Origin of the sequence: Bacillus sp. FSL E2-0195 (assembly GCF_038003645.1) — a bacterium.
Taxonomy (GTDB): Bacteria; Bacillota; Bacilli; order Bacillales; family Bacillaceae_G; genus Bacillus_A; species Bacillus_A mycoides.
Genome location: NZ_JBBOPN010000001.1, coordinates 3,701,670 through 3,720,112, shown reverse-complemented (window position 1 = coordinate 3,720,112; position 18,443 = coordinate 3,701,670). Strand labels below are relative to the sequence as shown.

General features: G+C 36.8%; 15 protein-coding genes and 1 riboswitch. All 15 genes read left to right on the top strand.

The features are described 5' to 3' along the window. Window positions 1-95: 95 nt before the first annotated feature. A complete protein-coding gene (gene pnp, locus MHH59_RS19045) occupies window positions 96-2,249 on the top strand; it encodes a polyribonucleotide nucleotidyltransferase (RefSeq protein WP_002033682.1) in 2,154 nt (717 codons plus the stop codon). Between the two features lie 154 nt (window positions 2,250-2,403). After that, window positions 2,404-3,303 carry a polysaccharide deacetylase family protein gene (locus MHH59_RS19040; RefSeq protein WP_002128798.1) on the top strand — a complete coding sequence of 300 codons (900 nt, stop codon included), beginning with the start codon at window positions 2,404-2,406 and terminating at the stop codon, window positions 3,301-3,303. 86 nt (window positions 3,304-3,389) lie between these two features. Continuing rightward, a complete protein-coding gene (locus MHH59_RS19035) occupies window positions 3,390-4,631 on the top strand; it encodes a M16 family metallopeptidase (protein ID WP_002088150.1) in 1,242 nt (413 codons plus the stop codon). Window positions 4,632-4,766: 135 nt separating this feature from the next. Then, on the top strand, window positions 4,767-5,015 hold the full coding sequence (locus MHH59_RS19030) for a YlmC/YmxH family sporulation protein (protein WP_002014571.1): 249 nt from the start codon (window positions 4,767-4,769) through the stop codon (window positions 5,013-5,015). Between the two features lie 172 nt (window positions 5,016-5,187). Then, window positions 5,188-6,090, top strand: coding sequence for a dipicolinic acid synthetase subunit A (gene dpaA, locus MHH59_RS19025; RefSeq protein WP_002128797.1), 903 nt, complete (start codon window positions 5,188-5,190; stop codon window positions 6,088-6,090). Then, window positions 6,087-6,686 carry a dipicolinate synthase subunit B gene (gene dpaB, locus MHH59_RS19020; protein ID WP_002111357.1) on the top strand — a complete coding sequence of 200 codons (600 nt, stop codon included), beginning with the start codon at window positions 6,087-6,089 and terminating at the stop codon, window positions 6,684-6,686. Before dpaA ends, dpaB begins: the two co-directional genes overlap by 4 nt. Before the next feature lie 149 nt (window positions 6,687-6,835). Further along, on the top strand, window positions 6,836-7,882 hold the full coding sequence (asd, locus tag MHH59_RS19015; protein WP_002014577.1) for an aspartate-semialdehyde dehydrogenase: 1,047 nt from the start codon (window positions 6,836-6,838) through the stop codon (window positions 7,880-7,882). A gap of 23 nt (window positions 7,883-7,905) precedes the next feature. Further along, window positions 7,906-9,138, top strand: a complete 1,233-nt coding sequence (gene dapG, locus MHH59_RS19010) for an aspartate kinase (protein WP_002088068.1) — start codon at window positions 7,906-7,908, stop codon at window positions 9,136-9,138. An 11-nt stretch (window positions 9,139-9,149) separates the two neighbouring features. Beyond that, complete coding sequence (dapA, locus tag MHH59_RS19005) at window positions 9,150-10,028, top strand: 4-hydroxy-tetrahydrodipicolinate synthase (protein WP_002014579.1); 879 nt, start codon at window positions 9,150-9,152, stop codon at window positions 10,026-10,028. Between the two features lie 608 nt (window positions 10,029-10,636). Beyond that, on the top strand, window positions 10,637-12,307 hold the full coding sequence (locus tag MHH59_RS19000) for a ribonuclease J (RefSeq protein WP_002088065.1): 1,671 nt from the start codon (window positions 10,637-10,639) through the stop codon (window positions 12,305-12,307). A 102-nt stretch (window positions 12,308-12,409) separates the two neighbouring features. Then, complete coding sequence (tepA, locus tag MHH59_RS18995; RefSeq protein ID WP_002014582.1) at window positions 12,410-13,159, top strand: translocation-enhancing protein TepA; 750 nt, start codon at window positions 12,410-12,412, stop codon at window positions 13,157-13,159. Further along, window positions 13,156-13,359, top strand: a complete 204-nt coding sequence (locus tag MHH59_RS18990; protein WP_002088064.1) for a YlzJ-like family protein — start codon at window positions 13,156-13,158, stop codon at window positions 13,357-13,359. The genes tepA and MHH59_RS18990 overlap by 4 nt, the downstream gene beginning before the upstream one ends. Before the next feature lie 214 nt (window positions 13,360-13,573). Continuing rightward, complete coding sequence (locus MHH59_RS18985) at window positions 13,574-15,958, top strand: DNA translocase FtsK (RefSeq protein WP_033731189.1); 2,385 nt, start codon at window positions 13,574-13,576, stop codon at window positions 15,956-15,958. A 203-nt stretch (window positions 15,959-16,161) separates the two neighbouring features. Next, a riboswitch (purine riboswitch) is annotated at window positions 16,162-16,263 on the top strand. 233 nt (window positions 16,264-16,496) lie between these two features. After that, a complete protein-coding gene (locus MHH59_RS18980) occupies window positions 16,497-17,222 on the top strand; it encodes a GntR family transcriptional regulator (protein WP_002088063.1) in 726 nt (241 codons plus the stop codon). Window positions 17,223-17,312: 90 nt separating this feature from the next. After that, window positions 17,313-18,389, top strand: a complete 1,077-nt coding sequence (locus tag MHH59_RS18975) for a BMP family lipoprotein (RefSeq protein WP_002128714.1) — start codon at window positions 17,313-17,315, stop codon at window positions 18,387-18,389. Window positions 18,390-18,443: the final 54 nt, after the last annotated feature.

Below are 18,443 nucleotides of genomic sequence, written 5' to 3'. Positions count from 1 at the left end.
ACTTAATTTTCGGCAATACTAGAGGAAAGAATATTGTGATATACTATCCATTTACATAGAAGAATTGAATATTTTAAATTGAGAGGGGTACTTAAATGAGTCAGGAAAAGCAAGTCTTCTCGATAGATTTAGCTGGTCGTCAGCTAACAATTGAAACAAGTCAGCTTGCAAAACAAGCAAACGGAGCAGTATTAGTAAGATACGGCGACACAGCAGTTCTATCTACAGCAACTGCATCAAAAGAGCCAAAAAATGTAGATTTCTTCCCGCTTACAGTAAACTATGAAGAGCGTTTATATGCAGTTGGAAAAATCCCAGGCGGTTTTATTAAGCGCGAAGGCCGTCCAAGTGAAAAAGCAATTTTAGCAAGTCGTTTAATTGACCGTCCAATCCGTCCACTTTTCGCAGATGGTTTCCGTAATGAAGTACAAGTTGTCAGCATCGTAATGAGTGTTGATCAAGACTGTTCTTCTGAAATGGCAGCTATGCTTGGTTCTTCATTAGCATTATCTATTTCAGATATTCCATTTGAAGGTCCAATCGCAGGTGCGACAGTTGGTCGTATTAATGGCGAGTTCGTTATTAATCCAACAGTAGAACAGCAAGAACAAAGTGATATGCACCTTGTTGTAGCTGGTACGAAAGATGCAATTAACATGGTTGAAGCAGGAGCGGATCAAGTACCTGAAGAAACAATGTTAGAAGCAATTATGTTTGGACACGATGAAATTAAACGTCTAATTGCATTCCAAGAAGAGATTGTACAAGCTGTCGGTAAAGAGAAAACAGCAGTGAAACTTTATGAAGTGGATGCTGATTTGAACCAAGCTGTACGTGAAATGGCTGAGACAGATATGCATTCTGCAATTCAAGTGCACGAAAAACATGCACGTGAAGATGCAATTAGCGTAGTGAAAAAGCGTGTAATTGAGCATTACGAAGCTGAGGAAGCTGATGCTGATACATTAGGACAAGTAAGTGAGATTTTATATAAAATTGTAAAAGAAGAAGTACGTCGTCTTATTACAGTTGAAAAAATCCGCCCAGATGGTCGTAAAGGTGACGAAATTCGTCCTTTAGCATCAGAGGTTGGCATTTTATCTCGTACACATGGTTCTGGTCTATTCACACGTGGACAAACGCAAGCATTAAGTATTTGTACATTAGGTGCATTAGGCGATGTGCAAATTTTAGATGGTCTAGGTGTAGAAGAGTCAAAACGCTTTATGCACCATTATAATTTCCCTTCATTTAGTGTTGGTGAAACAAGACCAATGCGTGGACCAGGTCGTCGTGAAATTGGTCACGGAGCACTAGGAGAACGTGCTCTTGAACCTGTACTTCCATCTGAAAAGGATTTCCCATATACAGTTCGTCTTGTATCTGAAGTATTAGAGTCAAATGGTTCTACTTCACAAGCGAGTATTTGCGGTAGTACATTAGCGATGATGGATGCGGGTGTACCACTTAAAGCACCAGTTGCTGGTATTGCAATGGGTCTAGTGAAATCTGGTGAGCATTATACAATTTTAACAGATATTCAAGGAATGGAAGACCATTTAGGTGATATGGACTTTAAAGTAGCAGGTACTGCAAAAGGTGTAACTGCACTACAAATGGACATTAAAATCGATGGTTTATCTCGTGAGATTTTAGAAGAAGCATTACAACAAGCGAAAGTTGGTCGTATGCACATTCTAAATCACATGTTATCTGTTATCGCTGAACCTCGCATTGAGTTATCTGCGTATGCTCCGAAGATTATTACAATGGCAATTAACCCAGATAAAATTCGTGATGTTATTGGACCAAGTGGTAAACAGATCAATAAAATCATTGAAGAAACTGGCGTTAAAATTGACATCGAGCAAGATGGTACAGTATTCATTTCATCAATTAATCAAGAGATGAATGAAAAAGCGAAGAAAATTATCGAAGATATCGTTCGCGAAGTACAAGTAGGCGAAATCTACTTAGGAAAAGTTAAACGCGTTGAAAAATTCGGTGCGTTCGTTGAATTATTTAGCGGTAAAGATGGACTTGTTCACATTTCTGAACTTGCACTTGAGCGTGTAGGTAAGGTAGAAGACGTTGTGAAAATCGGTGATGAGATTTCAGTTAAAGTTATCGAGATTGACAAACAAGGTCGTGTAAACTTATCTAGAAAAGTATTGCTAAAAGAAGAGCAAGAAAAAGAAGCAGCTAAAGAAGAAGCAGCTAAAGAAGAAAACGCACAAGAGCAACAATAAGTGAAAGCCAGTATAGCTGGCTTTTTTTGTTATGTAAAAAATGTGATTCATTTAGATTTTTATGTGAGTATAGGTATAGTTTTCATCATAACGCTCAAATTAACAAAGATAAGAAGAAAATGGTTTCTTTTTTATAGTTAATGGGAGGGTTTATATGAAAGCTCGTATATTAGCGTACATATTTATATTTTCTTTATATATGGGTTGTGGCTCTTATTCCGTTTTTGCGCAGGATAACTTGTATGAAGAGATTCAAAAGCATGTAAAACAGTACGAGATTATGCCGCAAAATGCGATGATTGATAAGATTTGGAAGGCGACGCCTGGGTATAATGGAAAACAAGTGGATATAGAAGCGTCCTATAATAATATGAAGAAAATCAAGAAGTTTGATCAAAAACAACTTGAATTTAAGGAAGTATCACCGAGTGTTCACTTAGAAGATTTACCACCAGCTCCCATTTATCGAGGACATCCAAATAAAAAGATGGTGGGATTAACAATTAATGTGGCCTGGGGTAATGAGTATTTGCCACGTATATTAGAGATATTGAAAAAACATGATGTGAAGGCGACTTTCTTTTTAGAAGGACGCTGGGTGAAAGAAAACTTACGATTTGCCAAAATGATTGTCGATGCAAATCAAGAAGTAGGAAATCATTCTTACACACACCCTAATATGAAAACGCTGTCTACAGATGAAATACGAGATCAATTACAAAAAACGAATCGAATGATAGAAGCAGCTACAAATCAGAAAGTGAGATGGTTTGCTCCGCCAAGTGGAAGCTTTCGGGATGAGGTAGTAAAAATAGCGGATGATTTCCAAATGGGGACGATTATGTGGACTGTAGATACAATTGATTGGAAGCGGCCAGAACCGGGTGTGCTATTGCAGAGAGTAATGCGAAAAATACATCCAGGTGCTATTGTGCTAATGCATCCTACTTCATCTACAACAGAAGCGCTAGATACTATGATTAAAAATTTAAAGGAACAAGGATATAAAGTGGGGAATATTACAGAATTACTAGATGAAAAACGTGTGGATTAAATACATTTGCATGACATTCATCTCTAAACTTGTTATCATTAAATAATAGCAATTATTTAGAGAAACTGGCATTAGGAGGAAAGTTTTTGATTAAAAAATATACGTGTAAAAATGGTGTAAGAATTGTTATGGAGAATATACCAACTGTACGCTCGGTTGCGATTGGTATATGGATCCACGCAGGTTCAAGAAATGAAAATGAAAAAAATAATGGGGTTTCGCACTTTTTGGAACATATGTTCTTTAAAGGGACAGAAACGCGAAGTGCAAGAGAGATTGCAGAATCATTTGATAGCATTGGTGGACAAGTAAATGCTTTTACTTCAAAAGAATATACATGTTACTATGCGAAAGTGCTAGATGAGCATGCTAAATATGCATTAGATGTTTTAGCAGATATGTTCTTTAATTCAACATTTGATGAGGAAGAACTGAAAAAAGAGAAGAATGTTGTATGTGAAGAAATAAAAATGTACGAAGATGCGCCAGATGATATTGTGCATGATATGTTAACGAAAGCAACATATGAAACGCATCCGCTTGGATATCCTATTTTAGGAACAGAAGAAACGCTTGAAACATTTACAGGTGATACGTTACGTCAATATATGAAAGATCATTACACACCTGAAAATGTTGTTGTATCAATTGCAGGGAATATTGATGAAGCATTTTTACAAACTGTAGAGCAATATTTCGGTAGTTACGAAGGGACAACAAATCGTGAACAAGTACATAGCCCAATTTTCCATTTCAATAAAGTAGCACGTAAGAAGGAAACAGAACAAGCTCATTTATGTTTAGGATATAAAGGCTTGCAAATGGGACACGAAGATATTTATAATTTAATTGTATTAAATAATGTTTTAGGCGGTAGTATGAGTAGCCGTTTATTCCAAGAAGTACGTGAGCAACGTGGATTGGCGTACTCAGTATTCTCTTATCACTCTTCTTATGAAGATACAGGAATGTTAACACTTTACGGTGGAACAGGTAGTAAACAATTAGATACACTGTATGAAACAATGCAAGAAACGTTAAATACGTTGAAAAATACAGGTATTACAGAAAAAGAGCTTGTTAATAGTAAAGAACAATTAAAAGGAAACTTAATGTTAAGTTTAGAAAGTACGAATAGTCGTATGAGCCGTAATGGTAAAAACGAATTGCTTCTTCGTAAACATCGTTCTCTTGATGAGATTATTGAAAGTGTAAACACTGTAACAAAGCAAAATGTAGACGAGTTAATTCGCAATATGTTTACCGATGAATTCTCTGCGGCACTTATTAGTCCAGATGGAAAACTGCCAAAAGGAATGAAACTTTAATCGATCTTGTAATTCATTCGCTTTCGGAAATAACCGTATCTCTTTTATATGAGATACGGTTATTTTTTTTATATATGCAGAATAGGTACTTATTATAGGATAACCTTCATAAAAAGTAGGATAGGGGGAGATTTAATGCGTTTAAGTGAATTAAGTGGCAAAGAGATTGTGGATTTAGAAAGAGCAGAAAAAATGGGAGTTTTAGGTCATGCAGATTTAGAAATTGATGAGAGAGATGGAAAAATACAAGCGCTTATTATACCTGCTGGGAAATGGGGAGGTTTTAAAAGAGAACAGCAAGAAGTGAGAGTAGAATGGAGCAAAATAAAGAAGGTTGGAAATGATATGATACTTTGCGATCTTACGAACCATTCAAGATCATAGTGAAAGATGACCATTTTGGTTGTCTTTTTTTTATCTTTATATAAAGAAGATAAATCACGTGTGCTTTTTGTTTTTCAATCACCTCAAACTCGTACATTACATATGATGTGGAGGAAAAAGAAAAAGTAGGCATTTTTCTTATAAATGAAAGAAAAAGAAGGTGAATTAGGGAATGTTGACTGAGATGCATATTGCTGTCATAGGAGGAGATGCACGGCAGCTAGAAGTAATTCGCAAGCTAGTCGAACTGGACGCGAAACTTTCATTAATAGGGTTTGAACAGTTAGATCATGGCTTCACAGGGGCAGCAAAGGAAAGTATACAAGATTTAAATTTCACTTCTTTAGATGCAATTATTTTGCCGGTTGCAGGGACGAATGCCAGAGGAGAAGTAGATACTATTTTTTCAAATGAGAAAGTTTCCATAACGAAAGAACAAATTGAAAAGACACCAGAAAACTTCACTATATATTCAGGTATTGGTACACCTTACTTGGAAAATCTCGTAGCTACTACAAATCGCAAACTTGTAAAATTATTTGATCGTGATGATGTTGCAATCTATAACTCTATTCCGACCGTAGAAGGTACACTAATGATGGTTATTCAACATACTGATTACACAATTCATGGATCGAATGTAATGGTTTTAGGATTTGGTAGAACTGGTATGAGTGTTGCAAGAGCCTTTCAATCATTAGGAGCACATGTCAAAGTTGGAGCGAGACGTTCGGAACATATTGCTCGTATTACAGAAATGATGTTTTCTCCTTTTCATATGCAAGACATAGAGAAAGAAGTAGGTAATATCGATATTGTTATTAATACAATTCCGCATCTCGTTGTGACAGCGAATGTTATTTCAAAAATGCCAGCTCATACGCTAGTTATTGATTTAGCTTCTAAGCCAGGTGGCACGGACTTTCGCTATGCGGAGAAGCGTGGAGTGAAGGCATTATTAGCACCTGGTCTTCCTGGGATTGTTGCACCGAAAACAGCAGGACAAATATTAGCGAATGTTCTTTCTCAGTTATTAATAGCGGATGCAATCGCAAAGGAGGATGATGAGAAATGAGTTTGAAGGGAAAACGAATTGGTTTCGGATTTACAGGGTCACATTGTACGTATGAAGAAGTTATGCCACATTTAGAGAAGTTAATTGCAGAAGGTGCAGAAGTACGTCCCGTTGTTTCTTATACTGTCCAATCAACAAATACTAGATTTGGCGAAGGGGAAGAATGGATTAAAAAGATCGAAGAAATAACCGGTTTTAAGGCAATTAATTCAATCGTTGGCGCAGAGCCACTAGGACCGAAAATTCCACTAGATTGCATGGTGATCGCACCACTAACAGGGAATTCGATGAGTAAATTTGCAAATGCAATGACAGACTCTCCAGTATTAATGGCAGCAAAAGCGACGCTTAGAAATGGGAAGCCTGTTGTGTTAGCTGTTTCGACGAATGATGCGTTGGGGCTTAATGGAGTAAATCTAATGCGCCTAATGGCTACAAAAGACATCTACTTCGTACCATTTGGCCAAGATGCACCAGAGAAAAAACCGAACTCAATGGTAGCTCGTATGGAGTTACTTGAAGATACAGTATTGGAAGCGCTACAAGGAAAACAATTACAACCTGTTGTTGTAGAAAAATTCAGATATATGAATTAAAAAACGAAAAAAACGTACAATTTTTGTTGAAACCATCATTCTTACTGTAGAATATGATAAAATTAACGTTATTAAGATTAGAGGGGGCATTGTAAGCTCCTTCTAATTCTAAGTTATAGAAGGATTGGTATCTAGAAAGGGGCATAGTGATGGAAAAGCAAAAAACTTTTCATGTCGCTGTAGTTGGAGCAACCGGCGCAGTTGGTGAACAAATGTTAAATACTTTAGAGAAACGAGAATTTCCAATTGGGAAGTTAACGTTACTTTCATCTAAACGATCTGCAGGTAAGAAACTTGTATTTAAAGGCGAAGAATTTACAGTTCAAGAGGCAACTCCTGAAAGTTTTGAAGGAGTAGATATTGCACTATTTAGTGCAGGTGGATCTGTATCGAAACAATTAGCACCAGAAGCAGCAAAGCGCGGTGCAATTGTTGTTGATAATACAAGTGCATTCCGTATGACAGAAAACGTGCCACTTGTTGTACCTGAAGTAAATGAAAATGATTTAAAAGAACATAATGGTATTATTGCAAATCCAAACTGTTCTACAATTCAAATGGTAGTAGCTCTTGAGCCAGTTCGCCAGCAATATGGTTTAAAACGAGTAATCGTTTCCACATATCAAGCTGTATCAGGTGCTGGTGCGGCAGCTATTGAAGAACTTCATGAACAATCACAAGCAATCTTAAATGGCGAAGAAGTAAAGGCGAATGTTTTACCTGTATCAGGTGACGAAAAGCATTTCCAAATCGCTTTTAATGCTATTCCACAGATTGATAAATTCCAAGATAATGGATTTACATTCGAAGAAATGAAAATGATTAATGAAACGAAAAAAATTATGCATATGCCTGAATTAGAAGTAGCTGCGACATGTGTACGTTTACCAGTTGTATCGGGTCATTCCGAGTCTGTATACATTGAAGTAGATAAAGAAGGCGTAACAGTAGAAGAAATGAAAAACTTACTTGCAAATGCAGAAGGTATTGTACTGCAAGATAATCCAGCAGAGCAGTTATATCCAATGCCAGCTACTGCAGTAGGTAAAAATGAAGTATTCGTTGGAAGAATCCGTAAAGATTTAAATAATGATAAAGGATTCCACCTTTGGGTCGTATCTGATAACTTATTAAAAGGCGCTGCATGGAATTCTGTTCAAATTGCAGAGCGCTTAGTAAAATTACAATTAGTGTAAACGGCTAAGAGAAGGTGCAAAATATGAAAATTATTGTTCAAAAATTTGGTGGTACATCAGTACGTGATGACAATGGGCGCAAGCATGCGCTTCACCATATAAAAAAATCGTTAGCTGCTGGTTATAAAGTAGTTACTGTTGTATCAGCAATGGGCCGTAAAGGTGAACCGTATGCAACTGATACGTTATTAAGTCTTGTAAATCAAGAGGAACCTAATATTTCTAAACGTGAGCAAGATTTATTATTATCATGCGGAGAATTAATCTCAGCAATTGTTTTCTCTAACATGTTGAATGAGAATGGTATAAAAGCAGCAGCATTAAATGGTGCGCAAGCTGGTTTTGTAACGAATAATGACTTTACGAATGCTAAGATTATTGAAATGAATTGCGATCGTATACATGAAGAGTTACAAAATGTAGATGTTATCGTCGTGACTGGATTCCAAGGTCAAACGAAAAATGGAGATACGACAACACTTGGACGCGGAGGTAGTGATACCTCAGCTTCAGCATTAGGTGTTGCGCTTCATGCTGAATATATCGATATCTTCACAGATGTTGAAGGTGTTATGACTGCGGATCCTCGTATCGTAAAAGATGCACGTCATCTTCAAACTGTAACATATAACGAGATTTGTAACATGGCTTATCAGGGTGCGAAAGTTGTTCATCCACGTGCGGTTGAAATTGCGATGCATGCAAAAGTACCACTTCGTGTACGTTCTACGTATTCTGATAGTGAAGGTACGCTTATTGCGGCATATGATGGTGCTACAAAAGGGCAGGATGTAGAAGAACGTCCTGTTACAGGGATTGCCCATGTGTCAAACGTAACGCAAATTAAAGTGCTTGCAAAAGAAACTGCATATGATTTACAACAACACGTGTTTAAAGAAATGGCTAATGAAGGGATTAGTGTGGACTTAATTAACATTTCTCCTACTGGTGTAGCTTACACAGTAAAGGATAGTGTATCAGCGCGTGCAGTTGAGGTTTTAAAGCAACTTGGATATGATCCAGTGGTGACAGAGCATTGTGCGAAGGTTTCTATCGTTGGTGCTGGAATGGCAGGTATTCCAGGGGTTACAGCGAAAATTGTCACAGCTTTAGCGGAAAAAGGTATTCAAATTCTGCAATCAGCAGATAGTCATACGACAATTTGGGTTCTTGTAAAAGAAGCCGATTTAGTGGAGGCTGTGAATGCATTACATAGTGCATTTGAGCTTTCAAAAGAAAAGCAACTGGAACAATAAGGAGTGAGATCATGATAGATTTTGGGACAATTGCAACCGCGATGGTAACACCGTTTGATAAAAATGGTAATATCGATTTTGCAAAGACAACGAAATTGGTAAATTATTTAATTGATAACGGTACAACAGCAATCGTGGTAGGAGGGACGACTGGAGAATCTCCTACATTAACATCAGAAGAAAAAGTAGCGTTATATCGCCATGTCGTATCTGTTGTCGATAAAAGGGTGCCCGTCATCGCTGGAACAGGTAGCAATAATACGCATGCTTCTGTCGATTTAACAAAAAAGGCAACTGAAGTTGGTGTTGATGCAGTTATGCTAGTGGCACCGTATTATAATAAACCGAGTCAAGAAGGGATGTACCAGCACTTTAAAACAATCGCTGAAAGCACTCCGCTTCCGGTAATGCTATATAATGTTCCAGGACGATCTATTGTACAAATCTCCGTTGATACAGTTGTTCGTTTATCAGAAATAGAAAACATTGTTGCGATTAAAGATGCAGGTGGCGATGTATTAACAATGACAGAAATCATTGAAAAAACAGCGGACGACTTTGCAGTATACAGCGGTGATGATGGTTTAACATTACCAGCTATGGCAATTGGAGCAAAAGGTATTGTTTCTGTAGCATCTCATGTTATCGGGAATGAAATGCAAGAAATGATTGCTGCATTCCAAGCTGGAGAGTTTAAAAAAGCGCAGAAATTACATCAATTACTAGTAAAAGTAACGGATGCACTATTTATGGCGCCGAGCCCAACACCAGTAAAAACAGCATTACAAATGGTGGGATTAGATGTAGGTTCTGTACGTTTGCCACTTCTTCCATTAACGGAAGAAGAAAGAATAACGTTACAATCCGTAATGCAATCTATTCCTCGTTAATAAAAATGACCTAGTGTGAAACTAGGTCATTTTTATTTTGACTAACTATATGTAAGTGATGAAAATTAGCTATAGTTAATAGGCTGTAATAAGAAGGGGGTGGCAGGGGGGAGAATTAGTAAGAAACTGATTACAGAGATAAGATTTTTTTAGTGAATATCGTTTCATGTTTATGTAAAGAATTTACATGAATATTTTTCCATCAAACTCTTATTACGTAGGGAAAATAGTAAAACTGATATGAATTTTGCCCTCTTAAATTATAATCTCATTTTAATGTCTTCTCTTGTCTTTCGCATAATTTAACTTGTGTTCTATTTCTTGTATCAGTTATAATATGGCTAAGTAGCTTAGTACGGGTATGCTTAGCAAAATTGGTAAAAATTAAGATTTAATGAAATTTTCATATCATATCGAATAAGATATTTGATTTATATAATGAAAGAGAGGTGAAACCTGGTTTAAAAAATTAACAAGGACATGATATCGCATAACGGTAAGGACATTCGTCTTGGACGGTGAATATATGGTGGTTGTAGAGTTTCCCCTGGTGTCTCTGCAATTTTAGTGAAATCAGTGTTTGCAAGATTTTTAAACCAGGCAACAACATGAAGAGAAAAGAGAATGAGTCTGTTAAAGTATTTGCTCTTGGCGGAGTAGGTGAAATCGGAAAAAACATGTACTGTGTTGAAATTGATTCTGAAATCTTTATTGTAGATGCCGGATTGATGTTCCCGGGAGATGAAATGTTTGGGATTGATATTGTTATTCCTGACATTACATATTTAGTAGAAAATCAAGAGCGAGTAAAAGGACTATTTATTACCCATGGTCATGAAGATCATATTGGTGGAATTGTTTATGTGCTTCGTAAATTATCTATTCCAGTATATGCGACGAAATTAACGGTAGGACTTATACAAGAAAAGCTTGGCGAAGCAGGAATGTTAGGCCGTGTAGACTTAAAAACAATTGACTCGAATTCAACAGTAGAGTTTAATTCAACAAATGTGTCATTCTTCGGAACGACACATAGTATTCCGGATTCTGTGGGTGTTTGTTTCCATACATCAAAAGGTGCTGTAGTATATACAGGAGACTTTAAATTTGATCAAACTCCAATCGGAAATAGTGGAGCAGATCTTGGGAAAATGGCGCAAATTGGAAATGAAGGCGTACTTTGCTTGTTATCTGATAGTACAAACGCTGAACGTCCTGGTTATACAGGTTCGGAAAAAGAAGTTGGTATAGAGATTTCTAAAGTATTCTATAGTTCAGAAGGGCGTATTATTGTTGCTTCATTTGCCTCCAATGTACACCGTATTCAACAAGTGTTTGATGCAGCTGCTGAAACTGGAAGGAAAGTAGCGGTAGTAGGACGTAGCATGGTGAAAGTGGTAGATATTGCAAGACGTCTTGGTTATTTAGATGTTCCAGAAGGTATGGTTATTTCATTACAAGAAATAGACAATTTCCCGGAAAAAAAGGTAGCCATCTTAACGACTGGTAGTCAAGGGGAACCGATGGCAGCCCTTTCTAGAATGGCGAAACAAGCTCATAAACAAATTTCAATTCGTAAAGGTGATACTGTTATTATTGCAGCTTCTCCAATTCCAGGAAATGAAGTATCTGTATCAAAAATTATTGACTTGTTATTTAGATCTGGTGCTGAGGTTATTTATTACGGTGAAAGAAAAGTTCACGTTTCAGGTCATGGTAGCCAAGAAGAATTAAAGCTGATGATAAATTTAATGAAGCCGAAGTATTTTGTACCCGTACATGGTGAGTTCCGTATGCAAAAAGCACATGCGTATTTAGCGGAAGATGTAGGTGTTGCGAGAGAGAATATCTTTATCGTAGAAAAAGGCGATGTAATTGCTTTTGGTGACGATGAAGCAAAATTAGCTGGTAAAGTGCAAGCTGGTAATGTTTTAATTGATGGATTAGGTGTAGGTGACGTCGGTAACATCGTTCTTCGAGATAGAAAGATGTTATCTCAAGATGGAATTTTAGTTGTTGTTGTAACACTTGGTAAGGATGAAAAGAAAATAATCTCTGGTCCAGAAATTATTTCACGCGGCTTTGTATATGTTCGTGAATCAGAAGCATTAATCGAACGATCCACAGATATTGTACGTATGATTGTTGAACAATCAATTAAAGAATATACAATTGAATGGTCTATGTTGAAACAAAATATTCGTGAATTATTAGGGCAGTTCTTGTACGAAGAAACGAAGAGAAAGCCAATGATTTTACCGATTATTATGGAAGTATAAAGAAGGTCACCTTTACAGGTGATCTTTTTCTTTTTTAACCCTATCGAATGAAATTCATAACTTAAGAAATAATAGTTATATACGAGTGAAAGGGGATGCGATATGACAGAACGTGATCGTTATACAAATGAAGAAAAAGAAGCTGAGCCGAAAGAAGTTCCAAAAGAGGCTTCTATAGTGGAGAAAATTCAGCAACTTGGACAGACAAATGTACCACAAATGAATGAATCGCGTATTCATTGCTTAACAATTGTTGGGCAGGTGGAAGGTCATATTCAGTTGCCACCACAAAATAAAACAACAAAATATGAACACATCATTCCGCAAATTGTCGCGATTGAACAAAATCCGAAAATTGAAGGTTTACTGTTAATATTAAATACAGTTGGGGGTGACGTTGAAGCTGGATTAGCGATTTCTGAAATGGTGGCTTCGCTTTCAAAACCAACTGTATCTCTTGTTTTAGGAGGAGGGCATTCAATCGGTGTACCGATTGCGGTCTCAACTGATTATTCATTTATTGCCGAAACAGCGACGATGACAATTCATCCAATTCGTTTAACAGGTCTTGTTATAGGTGTGCCACAAACATTTGAGTATTTGGATAAAATGCAAGAACGAGTCATTCGATTTGTGACAAAGCATTCGAAAGTAACGGAAGATCGTTTTAAAGAGCTTATGTTTGCAAAAGGGAATTTGACGCGAGATATTGGGACGAATGTAATAGGTGGAGATGCAGTGAAGTATGGTCTTATAGATGGTGTCGGTGGTATTGGTAGCGCACTTCGAAAATTAAACGAATTAATTGATGAACGCAAGGATAATAGTACAGAAGGGACAATGCTACAATGATTTTATATACAATTATGCCAGAGCAACTTGTGTATCCGGCCGATTATTCACAATGCGAAAGCCAAAAAGTTGTGAATATAAATGGCGTGGAATTAGTGGTTTCTGAGGAGGATAATCAATGTTACTCTATTGTACGTGTATTAAGTACGAATCCGTCTCACTACCTAGAGTTTGAGCCTGGACAGAAAATTACCTTTTAGCAAAAAGAAGGATTTTGTTTAGGAGCTATGGTATAATATAAAAAACAAGACGGTTGAGCAGCCATGAGTAGGCTGCTTTCTTCTGTTTATTTAACATTTTACAAGAAGTGTAAAAATAGAAGATATAAAGACCTGAAAAATAGAGAGAAAGACATGTAAGTAGATCTTTTTTATAAGAAAGTTGTACTTAATTTCTAGAACACGAGGTGAAGAAATGGCAAAACAAAAGCAAAGAGGGACGAAGGCTAAGGCAAGACGTACGATAAAGCCAACTTTGTATTATGAAATCGTCGGGTTGACTCTTTTTGCACTTTCGATTATTACGATTTTACAGCTAGGTGTTGTAGGGAAATCGTTTGTGTTATTTTTTCGCTTCTTCTTTGGTGAGTGGTACATAATTGGTGTGTTAGGTGTAATAGCTTTATCTGTTGCGTTTGTAATAAAGCGGGGATGGCCCAACCTTTTAAATAAACGGCTAATAGGTGTTTATTTAATTGTACTAGCAATATTAATGTTTAGTCATATTACATTATTTAACCTGCTTACGAAAGATGGAGCTGTGCAAAATACTTCTGTAATTGTTAGTACAAAAGATTACTTCTTCCTTGAAATGAAAAAGGGCCCGGATAGTGTTCATTTAGGTGGTGGTATGTTCGGTGCATTGATGTTCGCAACGTGCTACTTCTTATTTGACGAAGTAGGGGCATATATCATTGGAATTATTTTAGTTATTCTTGGAATACTTTGTATAACAAATAAACATATTGGAGAAGTACTTGCTCCGGTAGGGAGAATTCTTAGAAGTCAGTTTCAAGTAATGCAAGGGGATTATAAAGATTGGAAATCTCAAAGGGTCGCCGAGCAAACTGAAAAGAAAAAAACAACAAGAAGCAAGAGGCGTGAACGTGTTGCTGAACAAGAAGAAGCTATTGAGCCAGTAGAAGAAATAGAAATTGGTCCACCAATTATTTCGAATTTTACTGAGAATTATCCAGTACGTGAAGAGACGGAAAAGCAGATAGAAGAAAATGATTTAATCACTCCTCCGTTTATTGAAGAGGCAGTTCCGCCTGCGCCAGAAGAACAACCTCACAAGAAACGAGGAGAAAAAATCGTTGAATCGCTAGAAGGTGAAACGAAAGCACCTCCTATGCAATTTTCTAATGTGGAAAATAAAGATTATAAGCTTCCTTCGCTTGATATATTAAAGTTTCCCCAAAATAAGCAAGTTACAAATGAAAATGCGGAAATTTATGAAAATGCTCGTAAATTGGAACGTACATTCCAAAGTTTTGGTGTGAAAGCGAAAGTAACAAAAGTACATAGAGGTCCTGCAGTTACGAAATATGAAGTGTATCCTGATATGGGAGTAAAGGTAAGTAAAATTGTTAGTTTAAGTGATGATTTAGCGCTTGCTTTAGCAGCGAAAGACATTCGTATTGAAGCACCTATTCCCGGGAAATCAGCTGTAGGGATTGAGGTTCCGAATTCAGAAGTTTCTATGGTAACGCTGAGAGAAGTTCTTGATTCAAAGGCGAATAACCACCCAGAAGAGAAGTTATTAATCGGTCTTGGACGTGATGTTACAGGAGAGGCTGTATTGGCACGTTTAAATAAAATGCCCCATTTATTAGTAGCTGGTGCGACTGGTAGTGGAAAGAGTGTATGTATTAATGGAATTATTGTAAGTATTTTAATGCGTGCAAAACCGCATGAAGTAAAATTAATGATGATTGATCCGAAAATGGTAGAGTTAAATGTATATAACGGTGTTCCGCACTTATTAACACCAGTCGTAACTGATCCGAAAAAAGCATCACAGGCTTTGAAGAAAGTTGTGAGTGAAATGGAGCGTCGTTATGAATTATTCGCGCATAGCGGTACGCGTAACATTGAAGGATATAATGATTATATTAAAGAACATAATAGCCAATCGGAAGCGAAACAACCTGAATTACCATATATTGTAGTAATTGTGGACGAGTTAGCTGATTTAATGATGGTTGCTTCTTCGGATGTAGAAGATGCGATTATGCGTTTAGCGCAAATGGCACGTGCTGCTGGTATTCATTTAATTATTGCGACTCAGCGCCCGTCAGTTGATGTTATCACAGGTGTTATTAAAGCGAATATTCCATCGCGTATTGCATTTGCTGTATCTTCCCAAATAGATTCTCGAACGATTCTTGACGGTGGTGGTGCAGAAAAGTTGCTAGGTCGTGGAGATATGTTATTCATACCAATTGGTGCATCGAAACCTGTTCGTGTACAAGGGGCATTTTTATCAGATGATGAAGTTGAGAGAGTCGTAGAAGCTGTTATTGCGCAGCAAAAAGCGCAATATCAAGAGGATATGATTCCACAAGATGTTCCTGAAACAAAGCAGGAAGTAGAAGATGAATTATACGATGAAGCGGTTCAGCTTGTAGTAGAAATGCAAACAGCATCTGTTTCTATGTTACAACGTAGATTTAGAGTAGGATATACGCGAGCAGCTCGTTTAATTGATGCCATGGAAATGAATGGTGTAGTAGGTCCTTATGAAGGTAGTAAACCAAGGGGAGTACTCATTAAAGATGTGCAAGAAAAAAGTTCTTAAAAAAAGCCTAATTGTTTTTACAATTAGGCTTTTTTATATGCTGTTTTTGTTATATACTATAGTCACTGGCTAAGAAAGGGCTTACATTTTTAAGGGTCCTTTAGAATACGAATGCTTATCGTTTTGATTTTCAAAACGTTCGATATTTAATGTAGAAAAATGTTGAAATCTGTTGACACATATGGGAGCAAGTGGTAAGATTACTTCGAAAAGAATCACTGCCTCATATAATCTTGGAGATAAGGTCCATAAGTTTCTACCTGGCAACCATGAATTGCTAGACTATGAGGGGAAAAGTGTGTAACAAAGGATGTAAGGAATCTTTGTGCCGAACTTTTTCTCTATATGAGAAATGTTTATGGTACAAAGTTTTTTTTATGGAATAAAGTGTGAAAATTTCATCTTGAAAAATTATTAATATTTATTCGATAATTACGCTTATTTTTAGTATTTAGTAATTTATACTATGTTGTAAGTTGAAAAAAGAGAAAAGAAGTCTTACATCAGAGGTCGAATAATTGAAATGCGGGGGAGTCTTATGTCAGTAAAATCCGATAGTCGTCACCTATATTTGCGGGTGATTGATCACATCAAAGGAAAAATTAAAGATGGGGCTTACAAAGAAAAACAAAAGTTACCTTCAGAGTTTGATCTAGCGAAAGAACTTGGTGTAAGTAGGGCAACTTTAAGGGAAGCACTACGTATTTTAGAAGAAGAAAATGTTGTTATTCGTAGACATGGTGTAGGGACATTTGTAAATGCGAAGCCGTTATTTTCTTCCGGAATAGAGCAACTTTCTAGTATTACAGATATGATTTCTAGTGTGGGGAAAACACCAGGAACAATCTTTTTATCATCATCTACAACAACTTTAACAGAAGAAGAAAAAGAGAAATTTAATTGTGAAGATGCTTTTAGCGCAGTAATGATTGAACGTGTTCGTACAGCGGATGGGGAACCAGTTGTATATTGTATTGATAAACTGGCAAAAGAGATATTACCAGATTTATCGGGATACAATGAGGAATCGCTGCTTACAGTAATACATAATAATACGCACAAGCGTATCACATACGCAGTTGCTCACATTGAACCGATTGGTTATCACCCGAAAATTTCACCGATTTTAGAATGTGAACCTGAAACGGCACTGCTAGTTTTAAAACAAATGCACTATGATCAAAATGATGAGCCAATCTTATATTCTATTAATTACTTTAGAGCTGATAAGTTTAGCTTCCACGTATTAAGAAAACGTATGTAGGGAAGTTCCTTTTTAGGGAGGTGACAGCAAGAAGTAAGGGACAGCAGCGTATGAATCATTAGACAAAACATTTCAGGAGGGGTTTCTAGTATGAAGAAAAAAACAGGTCTTTTATTATCGTTAACGTTAGCAGCAAGTACAGTGTTAGGTGCATGTGGTAACTCGGATAAAGCGGATAGTGACAAAAAAGGGGATAAAGAGTTTAAGGTTGGTATGGTTACAGATGTTGGGGGCGTTGATGACAAATCATTTAACCAATCAGCTTGGGAAGGTTTAACAAAATTCGGTAAAGACAACGATTTAAAGAAAAATGAAGGATATCGTTACCTTCAATCAAGTAAAGATGCTGATTACATTCCAAATTTAACGAAATTTGCGAAAGATCATTATAACACAACATTTGGTATTGGATACTTAATGGAAAAATCAATTGAAAAGGTGGCTGAACAGTATCCAAAAGAGCAATTTGCGATTGTAGATACTGTTGTAAAGAAGCCGAACGTAACAAGTATTACATTTAAAGACCATGAAGGTTCATTCCTAGTCGGAGCTGTAGCAGCGATGACAACAAAATCAAATAAAGTTGGTTTTGTTGGTGGTGTGAAGAGTCCGTTAATTACAAAATTCGAATCAGGTTTTAAAGCTGGTGCAAAAGCAGTAAATCCAAATATCGAAATTGTATCACAATATGCTGATGCATTTGATAAGCCAGAAAAAGGATCTGTATTAGCTTCAGCAATGTACGGTCAAGGCGTTGACGTAATTTACCATGCTTCAGGTGCAACTGGTAACGGTGTATTCACAGAAGCGAAAAACCGTAAGAAAAAAGGTGAAAATGTTTGGGTAATCGGTGTTGACCGTGACCAAAATCAAGAAGGCATGCCTGAAAACGTAACTTTAACTTCAATGGTAAAACGTGTTGATGTTGCAGTAGCAAAAGTAGCGCAAGAAGCGAAAGATGGTAAGTTAAAAGGCGGTAAAGTAGAAGAGTTCGGCTTAAAAGATGATGGCGTTGGTATTGCGAAAACAACTGATAATGTGAAAAAAGTAAACCCAGAAATTTTAACAAAAATAGAAGAGTTTGAGAAGAAAATCACTGCTGGTGAAATTAAAGTACCTGCGACTGATGATGAATATAAAGCATACGAAGCTGCTCTAAAGAAATAATGATAGAGCAATAGCAAAGGTTAGTTCTTAGAACTAACCTTTGTATATATAAAA